General features: G+C 33.4%; 12 protein-coding genes. 6 read left to right on the forward strand and 6 right to left on the reverse strand.

The features are described from left to right. Positions 1–174: 174 nt before the first annotated feature. The gene (gene purF, locus AB3210_RS06240) at positions 175–1560 is read right to left on the reverse strand and encodes an amidophosphoribosyltransferase (RefSeq protein WP_052265009.1); all 1386 of its coding nucleotides are present in this window, start codon (positions 1558–1560) and stop codon (positions 175–177) included. 249 nt (positions 1561–1809) lie between these two features. Between purF and AB3210_RS06245 the strand changes: the two genes are divergently transcribed. After that, positions 1810–3042 (forward strand): hypothetical protein, encoded by a 1233-nt coding sequence (locus tag AB3210_RS06245; RefSeq protein ID WP_052265010.1) that lies wholly within the window; start codon positions 1810–1812, stop codon positions 3040–3042. 131 nt (positions 3043–3173) lie between these two features. Here the strand turns inward: AB3210_RS06245 and AB3210_RS06250 are convergent, their stop codons facing one another. The 3 genes from AB3210_RS06250 to def form a co-directional block, all read right to left on the reverse strand. After that, positions 3174–3713, reverse strand: coding sequence for a demethoxyubiquinone hydroxylase family protein (locus AB3210_RS06250; protein ID WP_179943898.1), 540 nt, complete (start codon positions 3711–3713; stop codon positions 3174–3176). Positions 3714–4211: 498 nt separating this feature from the next. After that, positions 4212–4985 (reverse strand): uracil-DNA glycosylase family protein, encoded by a 774-nt coding sequence (locus AB3210_RS06255; protein ID WP_010403847.1) that lies wholly within the window; start codon positions 4983–4985, stop codon positions 4212–4214. Next, the gene (gene def / locus AB3210_RS06260) at positions 4975–5514 is read right to left on the reverse strand and encodes a peptide deformylase (RefSeq protein WP_007302315.1); all 540 of its coding nucleotides are present in this window, start codon (positions 5512–5514) and stop codon (positions 4975–4977) included. Before def ends, AB3210_RS06255 begins: the two co-directional genes overlap by 11 nt. 137 nt (positions 5515–5651) lie before the next feature. On the opposite strand from def, the gene ftsA reads away from it, so the two are divergent. Then, positions 5652–6890 carry a cell division protein FtsA gene (gene ftsA / locus AB3210_RS06265; RefSeq protein WP_007302316.1) on the forward strand — a complete coding sequence of 413 codons (1239 nt, stop codon included), beginning with the start codon at positions 5652–5654 and terminating at the stop codon, positions 6888–6890. Between the two features lie 117 nt (positions 6891–7007). After that, positions 7008–7790, forward strand: a complete 783-nt coding sequence (gene map, locus AB3210_RS06270; RefSeq protein ID WP_007302317.1) for a type I methionyl aminopeptidase — start codon at positions 7008–7010, stop codon at positions 7788–7790. A gap of 30 nt (positions 7791–7820) precedes the next feature. Here the strand turns inward: map and AB3210_RS06275 are convergent, their stop codons facing one another. Next, positions 7821–9032 carry an MFS transporter gene (locus tag AB3210_RS06275; RefSeq protein WP_012481950.1) on the reverse strand — a complete coding sequence of 404 codons (1212 nt, stop codon included), beginning with the start codon at positions 9030–9032 and terminating at the stop codon, positions 7821–7823. A gap of 205 nt (positions 9033–9237) precedes the next feature. On the opposite strand from AB3210_RS06275, the gene rsmH reads away from it, so the two are divergent. Further along, positions 9238–10122: a 16S rRNA (cytosine(1402)-N(4))-methyltransferase RsmH gene (gene rsmH / locus AB3210_RS06280; protein ID WP_007302319.1), complete on the forward strand. Its 885-nt coding sequence runs from the start codon at positions 9238–9240 to the stop codon at positions 10120–10122. A 981-nt stretch (positions 10123–11103) separates the two neighbouring features. Here rsmH and AB3210_RS06285 read toward each other — a convergent pair. Next, on the reverse strand, positions 11104–11403 hold the full coding sequence (locus AB3210_RS06285; protein ID WP_052265011.1) for an ETC complex I subunit: 300 nt from the start codon (positions 11401–11403) through the stop codon (positions 11104–11106). A 142-nt stretch (positions 11404–11545) separates the two neighbouring features. Here AB3210_RS06285 and AB3210_RS06290 point away from each other — a divergent pair, with 142 nt between their 5' ends. Beyond that, positions 11546–12157: a 50S ribosomal protein L25/general stress protein Ctc gene (locus AB3210_RS06290; RefSeq protein ID WP_007302321.1), complete on the forward strand. Its 612-nt coding sequence runs from the start codon at positions 11546–11548 to the stop codon at positions 12155–12157. Further along, on the forward strand, positions 12157–12720 hold the full coding sequence (pth, locus tag AB3210_RS06295) for an aminoacyl-tRNA hydrolase (RefSeq protein WP_052265012.1): 564 nt from the start codon (positions 12157–12159) through the stop codon (positions 12718–12720). The genes AB3210_RS06290 and pth overlap by 1 nt, the downstream gene beginning before the upstream one ends. The last annotated feature ends 4 nt before the right edge of the window (positions 12721–12724 follow it).

Here is a 12724-nt window from a genome sequence, read left to right on the forward strand (position 1 = left end):
CAGGTCAAAAATAAGGATAAATATTCTTGGTATCATAGTAAAGGGAATGACGAAATTTGTAAAGTAGTTTTCACTCAAATGACGCCCAGGCAAAAACTATATGGTTATGCAAAAAATCTATTTTTAAAACTGTTAATATAACATAGAAAAAACCTCACCTTTATTAATAATAGATTACTTACCAATTGGGTAGTCACCAGTGAAACAAGCATCACAATATTGCGGTGTAGCGTTGTTACGTTTTTCTTCTTTAACAGCCCTGTATAGGCCATCAATACTCAAGAAGGCTAGGCTATCTATTCCTATAACTTCCTTAATTTCCTCTACAGATTTATTTGCAGCAATTAAATCTTTGCACTCTGGCGTATCTATTCCATAAAAACAAGAGTGCTTAATTGGTGGACATGAAATCTTTAGGTGAATTTCTTTTACTCCTGCATCTTTTAACATAACTATTATACTTCTGAGCGTGCTACCACGCACTATACTATCGTCTATTAAAATTATGTTTTTACCCTTTAAAATATGCTTATTAGCATTGAACTTTAATTTTATTCTAACCTTACGTATTTCAGGGATTGGCTGTATAAATGTTCTTCCTATATAATGATTACGAATTATCCCCAGTTCCATAGGTAATCCTGAATGCTTTGCATATCCAATAGCTGCAGGTATTCCAGAATCAGGTATTGGTACAATCATATCTACATTGTTCTTTGGTGGACTTTCCTTTGCAAGTATTCTTCCTATTTCTTTTCTTGTATCGTATATAGACCTATTCTCCATTATGCTGTCTGGTCTTGAAAAATAAACGTATTCAAAAATACAAAAACTTGATTTTTGCTTTGGGAAAGGAAACATTGAGGCTAGCTTACTATCCGAACTGATGGTAACTAATTCGCCTGGTTCTATTTCTCTAATAAACTCTGCATTTATTATATCAAGAGCACAAGTTTCAGATGCAAGAACGTAAGAACCGTTTAACTTTCCTAAAACAAGAGGCCTGATTCCAGATGGATCACGTACTCCAATAACTACTTCTTGATTGATTGCCACAAAAGAATAAGCACCTTGTATTTGCTTTAATGCATATATAAAACTCTCTAAAAAGCTATCTTTTTCACCGCTTGCTGTCAGATGCACTACTACTTCTGTATCAATATCTGACTGAAAAACACACTCTTGTTTAATTAATTGTTCGCGTATCGGAGAAATATTAATTAAATTACCATTATGTGCTATGGCGAAATCTCCAAATTTGCCACTTTTGCCAAACATGGGCTGCACTCCAAATTTACTACCACTGGTTGAGTATCGAACATGACCTATTGCACAATCTCCAGGTAAGGATTTCTTTATTTCATCTATATCATCAAATACGCTGCTCACTTGACCTTGAAAGTGATAAGAGAGCAGCTTATCGTTGTTACTGGTTACTACACCAAAAGACTCTTGACCTCTATGCTGCAAAGCGTGGAGAGCAAGTATAGAGTTAAAAGCAGCACTTTGGTTGCAACTTATGCCAAATACCCCACACTCCTCATGTACTTCATCAAGCATGAAAAATATTAAATAAAGCCTGATTGTACTTTAGTAGAGGTAAAGTACAAGAATTTTATTTGTTAATCCCTTTCAAAGTTGAAGCTTTCTACGGTAGTTTTGATGTATACCAGAAAGTAGATTATATGCAATTAACCAATTTTGAGATTTTTGACAATTTTTTAGCACTGAAGAGAAAAAGATATTTTTATTGACTTATCTATGTATTGAAGTAATCACTAAAAAGTTTTATTGGTTATGGTATATAATATGTCTAAGCAAGTAGGTAAACAAGGTGAAAGTAATCTTATTTTAGAGCCTGAACAGTTCTCTAACAGCTTCTTCAATAGTCAACAGAGTAGTTCATCAAATCCAAAATTACCGACTATAAGTCGTAAAGATAGGCATATGGATTTAATCAAGAAAAGGTACGCAAAAAACAAAGATGTTGCAGAATATCTAAGAAGTTATGACTTTATTAAAAGAGCAGAAGAATTGTCAATAATTTATCTTTTTGAGCGAGACTCATCTTCTACGAAATTGCAAATACCATTGACTACAGATGAACAAATTCTAGTTAAAAAATTTTGTGATGAGATGATAAAAGGTATAACAGAACACGATGAGCAAGAAAGCGTTTTAAAGTACATGGAACGCATAATAGAGGGTTATTTAAATCAAGGAATAAGATTAAACTCATATTACGGTAAGGATAATAAGACTGTAACAAATTTTATATTTGAAAAAATGGAAGAATTAATTAATCGCTTTCATGCAAATCCACACAATTCAACTACAAAAAATATCATACAAAAGATCACTCGTAATTTAGTGTTAAAAGGTGGGGTAGAAAAAGGATTATCTTTTTATAGCGATATTGAAGGCGGATATTACGGCTCTAATTATTTAAATGATCTTAACGAACAATGTAAGAGTAAGAAAAAAATGCTAGAGGGTCTAGCATATGAAGGTATTGTGAAAGAAAATAACAAGCAAATTGATAAATATGATCTTGAAGTAGAAGTAGATAATAAATATTTTTATATTAAGTATCCACAAGGTAGTATTGTTGAAATTGCGAGAACTTTAAATAATGAAAAAGCTAAGGATTTAGAAGTTGGCATATTTCAGATTGAGGAAAGTATAGTAAAAGTTGAAATTACAGAAGATGGAAAAAGAAATTACACAGATATCTTAAAAGGTGGTATTGAAATATTTTTTACTACTAAAATAGGAGAGATTAGTATTTATCTACGGAAAGATGGTAACAAAATGGTAGTAGAAATTGATGAGAAAAGCAAAATAAGGTTTAGCAAGTTAGAAAACAAATCAAGCTTTGGAGGGAATTGTCTTATACAGGGAAAAAGTGTTTTAGAAGTTATGGGCAAGAGTTTTGAAAATATTCCTGAGGAGTTAACTCAGACTATTAAAAACGTTCCATCTACTAGTCTTATGCAAACATGTTTACAACAACAAGAAAACTCTAATAGGGAATTAAATTAATGTATTTTTAGGATAATAATTAAGAAATTAATTATAAACATTCATACGCATTCGATTGTAGTAGAGGATATGAGGCAGCAATTAGCACAAGAACTAAAGGCAAATGTGGTTGGTTGTCAAATAGTGATTGATTAAATCAATTTAGAGAGGTAAATAGCAGCTTTGCAGCTTGTTTTTATGAACAAAGATAAAACGTTGTAGCCAAGTGCGCTTTCGGCATTGTGCTGAATTGCAATATCTCTGTGCTCTAATTCCTCATCGCGAAATTTACTTATAGTTTCTCTTAATTCCCCATCTTCTAAATGTAAGACTTGCTCCTTGTAGTGCTCTCCGATCACTTCTTCAACTGCAGCAGTGCAAGCCATAGCGGCTTTTTTACCCATCATGGCAGTTACAACACCAAGTGATACCCCTAAAGCACCCCAAACTGGCAACAAAACAGTAGGACGAACTCTTTGCTCCTTGATTTTCTCATTAAAATAGTGGAAATGTTTTTTTTCCTGCTCCTCCATTTCAATTATTTTGTCAATTATGGAAGATTTTTTAAGAATAAATTTTTGACCAGAATAAATGCAAATGGCTCCATATTCGCCAGCATGATTTACTCTAATTGCTTGTTCTAAAAAATTTCCTTTCAATTTTTTTATATTGCTTTCCAATGTTTCCTCCATTTATTTCTGCATTAGTACTACTATAAACCAACATATTATAGAGTAAATAAAATTCCATGCATACATTGCACCAACATTGTGATTACAGGAACTTAAGTAGCAATAGCAAAAGTTACTTGACAGACTCTCCCACTTTCCCTTATCATATCAATAAGAGTATTTATCCTTGTTTTTAATCTCTGCAGATTTAACAACAAAATTCAGTAAAAAACTCAGGTATATATTGGCAGATTACATAAAATTATAGCGGCTGCATGTCTTTTTTATTTTTTCTACATTCAGCCAAAACACGCTTTAAATAAGCGTTAGCACATTACTACAATGCCAATTTACATTATTATAGGGTCAAAACTCACTACTGGGGGATTCTTTTGCCTTTTTTTTGTTTAGTAAATTTCTTAATATCTATAACTAACATGAACTAGGCAGTGTGTCAATAGGGTGTCATTCTAGTCTGGAATGATAGGAGAAGGTACTGCGATGACAACAAGTAGTAAGCTAAACGTCCGTGTGGTTATTGGTATTATCAAGATATTCTCTAATCTTCTTTAAATCTTCCCAAGCTAAGCGTTTTTGTGCTGGTTGACGAAGTAGATAGGCTGGATGAAATATAGCGGCTGTGGTAATTGCATGAGATAAATATTGGTTAGTATAAGTATGAAATTTGCCACGCAAGTTCGATATAGTCTTTGTGTTATCAAGAAGGCTATAACATGCGATTCCTCCAACAAAAATCAGAATCTGCGGTAAAACAAGAGCAATATGCTTCTCAACAAATGGTCTGCACATATCAAGCTCTAGATCAGTTGGTTTTCTATTACCTGGTGGACGCCAAAACACGGTGTTGCTTATATATACCTTAGTGCGGTCCAGATTAATTGCACCGAGCATCTTATCGAGCAGCATTCCGCTTGCACCACAAAATGGTATGCCTTTCAGGTCTTCATTTGCTCCTGGTGCTTCACCAACAAGCATGATTTTTGCATTTGGATTACCATCGGAAAAAACAGTATTAGTTGCAGTTTTTTTTATTTCACAACCCTCAAATGACTTAACTGCACTTCTTAGTTCATCTACACTACCACATTCACTTGCAAGCTTCCTTGCTTCAATGATCCAATCACTTGGGAACATGGCTTTTTTCTGCTCGATGACAGAAGACTGTGCAGCTCTCTCATTTTCCACTTTTTTTTCCTCTTCACCTTCAGTTAGCGTGCAGTCAACACCCACTTCATGATAGAACTTCAACAATTCTAGATCTTCATTGTTCATAGTGCCTCTTAACCTTTTGAGCTTTTTTCATAGCCATATCGTACTTCAATTTAGACAAATGTCTAACGTATAATATACCATTTAAATGATCTAACTCATGCTGAATACACCTTGCAAGCCAACCACTAGCTTTTAGCGTCTGTTCTTCGTTATTTAAATTTTTATATTTCACAGTTAAATATTTTGGACGCTTAATTTCATGGCTTTGCTCTGGAATTGAAAGGCACCCTTCTTTGAGAATTACTTGTTCACCCGATAATTCTGTAATTTCAGGGTTAATCATGCAAAATTTGCCAGTTGATTCATATCCTGCTGGCCCATCTTCAGCCTTCTCTGGCTGAACGTCCATGATAAAAATTCTCTTCAGCACTCCAACTTGTACTGCAGCAAGACCAAGACCTTCTGCATAGTACATAGTTTCGAACATGTCGTTTACTAATTCTTTAATTTTATCGGTTATATCTATTACTTCACTGGCACGTGTAGTTAACCTTTCATCAGGGGCAATTACAATTGGCAATTTAGACATAAAATTAAAATTTTATGTTTTATTTTTTCCTTTGTACAGTATTTTGGGTATATTAAAATGTTGCTGTATTTTTAATAGAAATATAAATTATTAAAGGAAGCTACAATTTGAATGGAATTGTGTCATAAGGTCAACTAATGTACTCTGCAGTAATAATAAAACCAAAGCGAAATGTTTTTGCCGTTTTAGACGTAGGTACAACAAAAATTATCTGTCTCATTGTTAAGATCAATAGCAACTTCAGCTATAAAATAATAGGAACGGGTTATAAAAGTGCAGAAGGTATAAGCGGTGGATCAATAACTGATGCAAAGCATGCAAGTTACTCTATTTCATCAACTATAGGTTTAGCTGAGCAAGTATCAGAAGAGACTATAGACCAGATATATGTGAATGTAGCCGGATGTGGAGTCTCATCTTTTAACGTATATAACGAAATTATTGCAGCTAATCACGAAATTTCAGACCGAGACATAAAACGTGTAGTCTTTCAGACATTTGAGAAATATATCGAAGAAAATGTCATCATTCACAATATACCACTGAAATATCACTTAGATGATATGACTGACATAAAGGAAGTCAGTGGATTATATGGAAAAAGATTATCTGCTGATGTTAATGTTGTCACTGCTTCGCGTCCAGCGCTTACCAATATCGAAAATTGTATAACTAATAATAGTGGGATAAGTATGTCTGGTTGTGTTGCTTCTGCATATTCTGCAGGCCTTGCCTGTCTAAGTAAAGATGAAAAAGAGCTAGGAACTGCCGTTGTTGACATAGGAGGTGGATGCACTGCAATTGGAATTTTTAAGAGAGGAAAACTTGTGTACACAAGCAGCATTCCAATTGGTGGCATTCACATTACCCGAGATATAGCTTATGGACTATGCACAAGTATAGAGCATGCTGAACGCATAAAAATACTATACGGTAGCACTATTGTAACTTCAATAGATGAGAATGAATGTATTGCAGTGCAAAGTAATGAAAGCGATGAACCAACTCAAGTGTTTAAGTCTGAACTTGTTAACATCATAAGACCAAGGGTTGAGGAAATACTTGAGCTGATAAGAGAACAATTTCAAGAACAGAAAGATCCAATTAATAAAGTAGTGATCACAGGTGGAACCAGTCAACTCACAAGCATGAAAGAAATTGCAAGCTATATATTCAATAAACAAGTCCGTATCGGATGCCCTGAATCTTGTAGCGGTCTTGATGGCGAATACGACAAAAATCCTGTATTTTCTGCTGCTTTAGGCTCTATAAAGCTAATAGTTGACACCTTTTATAGAAATAATTCTGGAATGCTTGGTCACGATGGCAAAATAAGTAAGTTATACCATTGGGTTAAATCAAAAGTCACAGTCTAGATTTTTGTCTTTATCTCTTAATATACAAATGGCTTGATCTAAGAGCTTATTTTTATAGTATTATTACACTGATGTATCCGTAAGAGAAGCAGAAAATTACAATAAAACGTAAGAAACATGAACATAACTATACATTCACAAGAAGATTTTGACTTTATGCGTAAAGCTGGCAGGCTTGCAGCTGAAACCCTTGATTTTATTGCACCACACGTCAAAGTAGGCGTAACAACTAATGAATTAAATGATCTATGTCATGATTTTATAATCAATGCAGGTGCAATTCCAGCACCACTGAATTATAAGGGATATCCGAAATCAATTTGTACTTCGAAAAATGCTGTTGTATGTCATGGTATTCCTGATGATAAACCTCTTAAAGATGGAGATATTTTAAATATTGACGTTACAGTGATTTTAAATGGCTGGTATGGTGACACAAGTCGCATGTTTTGGGCTGGTAAACCCTCAATAAAAGCAAAGCGTTTGTGTAATGCTACTTATAATGCGCTAATGGAAGCAATAAAACAAGTCAGGCCAGGCAATAAGTTAAATAAAATAGGACTTACTATAGAAAAATATATTGAAGATTTTGGATATTCTATCGTACGCAATTATTGTGGACATGGCATAGGAAAGGTTTTTCATGCTCCACCAAATGTTGTACATTTTTATGATGAAGGTGAGGATCTTATCTTAAAAGAAGGCATGTTTTTTACGGTAGAACCAATGATCAATGCTGGAAAACATGAAACTCTGCTCAGCAAGCTAGATGGCTGGACAGTGACAACACGTGATCTTTCACTTTCTGCACAGTTTGAGCATACGCTTGGAGTCACAAAAGATGGAGTTGAAATATTTACACTATCACCTAAAAATTGGCATTTTCCACCTTATGATTAGATTTTTTAAACACTTGGTTTTTGAAAAAATCTAACTCTTAACTTGTGATATAGCAACTAACCCAATTAATGCACAGAAAATCATGTAAAAACTTGCTAAAGTTCCTTGTCCTGTAACTTTGATAATAGTTGTGCATATAAATGGTGCAAGACCACCAAAAAATCCCGAAGCTATATTTCTTGATAAACCAAATCCACTGTATCGTACCTTTATTGGGAATAATTCACACATAAACGCGCTAACAGGACCAAGAGAAGCAGCTATTGGGATTATAAAAAGAACGTGCGCCATTATGGTGAGCAAATTATTACCACTTAGTATCATTGAAAAAACTGGATAACTTACTACTATAAAAGTCACAAATGCAAATTTCATGACTCTTTCTCTCCCTACCTTATCAGAAAGTATTGCAAATAGTATAGTCAATCCTCCAAGTGCAACCTGATTCAATATTTCTACTGCGTGATTAAAGTGAGTGTTTATTGTTGATGCAAGTAGATTAAAAAACACTAAATATATGTAAAGAGATGCATTCTCAACTATGTCAACTCCAATTGATATTAGAAAAGGTTTTTTATAGCCATTTAACAGTTCTTTTAACGGTAATTCATGTGGCTTTTCCTGCTTTTTATATTCTGGGCTTTCATCGAGTATATATCTCATATATATACTGATTAATCCTATTACAAAACTGAAAATAAAAGGCAATCTCCATCCCCAAGATTCAAAATCGGATACTTTTTTGCATATAAGCACCACTATAAGACTTAATATTGAGCCAAGAATTGCGCTCAATACTTCAATACTGCCAAAGAATCCTCTTTTATTTTTAGGAGCATGCTCTATTAAAAATGGGGCATTTCCTGCCTCTCCTCCAAGAGATATACCCTGCAATAATCTTAAACATACCACCAGTACTGATGCGAGTACCCCAATGTTCTGATAGCCTGGAACAAATGCAATAAGTACGGTTGATAGAGTCATCAATATGATAGAGAGAAATAGAGCAATCCTTCTTCCATATTTATCGCCAATGTGGCCAAATATAGCAGCACCAATTGGTCTTATTAAGAAACCCACTGCAAACACTCCAAAAGCTTTAAGTATGCTGACTAATTTGTCGTCTGATGGAAAAAACACATCTCCGATTATGCTTATTAGATGGCTGAAAAGCATGTGATCATACCACAATAAAGTGTTACAAATTAAACTTGATAGTATTACTTTTGTTATTTGTTGCACGAAATCTTCCGTAATTTGTTTGATATTATAGTAATATTACTTACTTTTTCAAACGTGAATTATGTAAATGTTATATTAATAATATTATCTTATTAAATTTTTATATCGTTGATTATATTTAAATATTCTTATACTATACCTATATATTTCCATATATTTTTTGGCGAGAAAGTTATTTTAATTTAAGTGCACAAAGTCTCTTGATATGACACATATTCCAGTTTTGTTAAAAGAGATGCTACTGCAATTGTCACCACACAGTGGTGGTATATATGTGGATGCCACGTTTGGAGCTGGAGGATATAGCAAAGCAATATTGGAATCCGCTGATTGCAAAGTGTATGCAGTTGATAGAGATGAAACAGTTACTAAATTTTATGATGATCTAAATGTTAAATACCCTAATAGAATAAAGTTATTTATTGAAAAGTTTAGTAATATCAAAAATTTATTAGATAGTAATAATATTAAAGGTATCAATGGAATAGTTTTCGACGTTGGAGTTTCATCTATGCAGCTTGATAATGGAGATAGAGGATTCTCATTTCTACGTGATGGCCCACTTAACATGAGCATGGATAACTATTCTCATATGAATGCTTCGACGTTTGTTAACGCTTTACGTGAAGAAGAGATTGCGAACACTATATATAATTATGGGGGTGAGCGTCATTCCCGCAGAATCGCAAGAGCGATAGTAAATGCGCGGAAGAAGAAAATTATCAAAACTACATTTGAACTTGCGGATATTGTACGTTCTGTAGTGTTTCGTGGAAAAAGCAAGATTGACCCTGCAACTAGGACATTTCAGGCAATCAGAATATGGGTAAATGATGAGCTAGGAGAGCTTGAAAAGGGTATTAAAGCTGCATCTGAGATTTTAAGTGAAAACGGCAAATTAATTGTAGTTACCTTTCATTCTCTAGAAGATCGTATAGTCAAAACTGTTTTTAAAGATTTATGTGAACCAGGATCTACTAAAACATTCTCCCTTTTAAATAAAAAAGTGATCAAAGCAAGTTCAGAAGAAATAAATGTAAATCCACGCGCGCGTTCAGCAAAACTGAGAGCTATACAAAGGTTATCATGAGGACCTTTCATGCCATTTCAATAATTATATTTTTATTGTAGGGTTATTTAAGGTAAAATTACACGTTCAATCACTAAATAGAGAACTAGCATGAATAAAGCATAAAATTAATTTAGTGCAAAGCGACATAAAAGTCCTGCAAGCAGAATGGAGTTATTTGAGTAATCTAAAAAAACTTGCAGTCTTACGGAGAAATACCTAAAAAATAACCCTTTGATACTAGCTAGCCAGATTCGACTCTCTGTAGTGTGTTAGCACAACTTAAAACCCAGAATAACAATTAGAACCTATCTTGAAAGGGAAAAAAATAAGATGAGGTAAGCAAAAAATAGGAGGGTAACGAGTGATGTCAGTGACAAGGCCAAATGTTGCACAAGGGGCGATAACAATTATTAATGCAATGAAATATATAATGAGGGAGTTTAATATAGTTATGCAAGAGGTCTAATTTGAAATATTAAAGGGAACGTAAAAAATTGCTTCCATATATTTTAAATCTGATTATAATGATAGTTAGAGATACTTTTAGAGCTCAAAATCTATCTTTGTCTGCAGACTTTTTCTACTAAACAATCAAACTCATTAAATGTAGTGTGTCTTCTTCAGTGTATACACGTATACTTAATCTCTGTCGTATGTGCACTGCATTTTTTTCTAATCTTTTTTACACAGGAGGATTTTATGTCCAGAATTCCAGATATTTGACTTTTACTTTAGCTAAAAACCAATAGGCGCCTATTGTTTAACGCTAATTAAAATAAAAATTTTTCTAATATATAGAAGAATCACTGTTTACTGAAAATGGGATACGATTGCCAAGAAAGCTGCGAATGTCAAAGAATTTTAGGTAAACATTATTTGCTTGACGTATGAGCGTGCTCTCCTTACTGCAAGAACTCTTTAATATATGCTTAACCACTTAAGTCCTTTCAAGATATGTTCTTAGATTTAAGCTTTTAGGTAAACATACTACAATAAAATTTACTTTAGTATAAAATTATTTGCATAAGATTTTGGCAGTCTTTTAACATCTTTTGGCATTTCAATTGTGTACTTTGTGTTGTGTTTCTTTGCGTAAGATATTGCTTTTTCAAGAGAATCAAACTTTAATACAATCTGTTTTTGGGGATCTTTTGAGCCAACCCATCCCATCAAAGGTTCAATATAGTAAGAACAAGGCTTAATTTTTAGGTACCAGAATTTTGTATTACCTAAGCCAGATTGTGTTGCAGTTTTTGTTGGCTTATAAATCTTAAAAACTACTTGATCGTTAATACTCATAGCTCTTACTACGTAATCTTAAGTATATATCTAAATAAATTTTTCCACAAAGAATTAGTGTGAAAGAATGAAGTTTGAAATAAATATTTTTATGTTATATTATTAAATTATATAAAAAGGATTAGCTGAATAGGAGTAATCGATGGCACAGCAAGAAATGGTAACAATTAATGCAGAGTTACGTGATGTAAAAAAAAAGAAAGCGATGCAGGCTCTGAGGGAGAAGGGAAGTATACCTGCAGTTATATATGGTAAAGGGCATGATAACGTAAATTTGACATTGTCTGCAAAGGAATTTACTAAACAATATAAATCAGGTGCTCTTTCTGCACATTTAATAGAACTAGATATTTCAGGGAAAAAAGAATATGCTCTTGTTCGTGATATTCAATGGCATGTAGTAAAGGATACTGTGCAACATGTTGATTTTCAGTTTGTTGATAAAGGTAGTGAAATTAAAATAGATATACCTTTATCATTCATCAATGAAAGTAAATCACCAGGAATCAAATTAGGTGGAGTGCTTAATGTTCTGTGTCGTTCTATTACTGTCAAATGCTCTCCTGAGAAAATACCTCAAGTCATAGAAATTGATTTGTCTGGCAAAATGATTGGTCAATCTATACATATCAATGATGTAAAATTGCCAGAAGGTGTTAAATTTGTAGCTCATGAGGAAGAAAATTTCACCATTGTAACAATCTCTGCTGCCGATAGTGATGTTGAAGAAACTCAAACAAAAACAGAGGAGTAGTGCATTTAATAGCTGGGCTTGGTAATCCTGGTAGTCAATATGAGTTAACTCATCATAATATTGGTTTTATCGTTATTGACGCAATCTACAAATATTGGAATTTTCAGTCATTTTCTAAGAAAGCCGATTACTTGATAACCTCTGGCATAATTAACAATAATAAAGTTATGCTAATAAAGCCTTATTCGTTTATGAATAATTCAGGTATTCCTGTTGCAAAAATAAAAAATTTTTACAAATTATCGCTAGACAATATTGTTGTCATACATGATGATGCTGACTTAAAATTCGGAAGAATAAAAGTAAAAAAAGGCGGTAGCTCTGCTGGACACAATGGACTTAAGTCTATAGATAGCTTTATTGGTAACGATTATTGGCGTTTGAGATTTGGAGTAGGTAGGCCTGAAAATCGGAAAAGCTTAGCAGATTATGTATTATCAAAATTTGAAAATTTTGATAATGTTATCCTCTTAGTGGAAAAAATAGCAAAAAATATACACCTAATGCTACAAGGAGATATCTCAGCTTTCATCAACTCGGTTGAGAGTGAAACTTTAGTATAGCAAT

It is taken from the genome of Wolbachia endosymbiont (group B) of Scrobipalpa ocellatella (genome assembly GCF_964188425.1).
Taxonomy (GTDB): domain Bacteria; phylum Pseudomonadota; class Alphaproteobacteria; order Rickettsiales; family Anaplasmataceae; genus Wolbachia.

Bases quoted from the DNA above. Each gene is read 5' to 3' on its own strand.
- AB3210_RS06290 (WP_007302321.1), top strand. From the start codon at position 11,546: ATGGCACAGCAAGAAATGGTAACAATTAATGCAGAGTTACGTGATGTA.
- rsmH (WP_007302319.1), top strand. From the start codon at position 9,238: ATGACACATATTCCAGTTTTGTTAAAAGAGATGCTACTGCAATTGTCA.
- AB3210_RS06285 (WP_052265011.1), bottom strand. From the start codon at position 11,403: ATGAGTATTAACGATCAAGTAGTTTTTAAGATTTATAAGCCAACAAAA.
- def (WP_007302315.1), bottom strand. From the start codon at position 5,514: ATGTCTAAATTGCCAATTGTAATTGCCCCTGATGAAAGGTTAACTACA.
- map (WP_007302317.1), top strand. From the start codon at position 7,008: ATGAACATAACTATACATTCACAAGAAGATTTTGACTTTATGCGTAAA.
- AB3210_RS06245 (WP_052265010.1), top strand. From the start codon at position 1,810: ATGTCTAAGCAAGTAGGTAAACAAGGTGAAAGTAATCTTATTTTAGAG.
- ftsA (WP_007302316.1), top strand. From the start codon at position 5,652: ATGTACTCTGCAGTAATAATAAAACCAAAGCGAAATGTTTTTGCCGTT.
- AB3210_RS06250 (WP_179943898.1), bottom strand. From the start codon at position 3,713: ATGGAGGAAACATTGGAAAGCAATATAAAAAAATTGAAAGGAAATTTT.
- AB3210_RS06255 (WP_010403847.1), bottom strand. From the start codon at position 4,985: ATGAACAATGAAGATCTAGAATTGTTGAAGTTCTATCATGAAGTGGGT.
- purF (WP_052265009.1), bottom strand. From the start codon at position 1,560: ATGCTTGATGAAGTACATGAGGAGTGTGGGGTATTTGGCATAAGTTGC.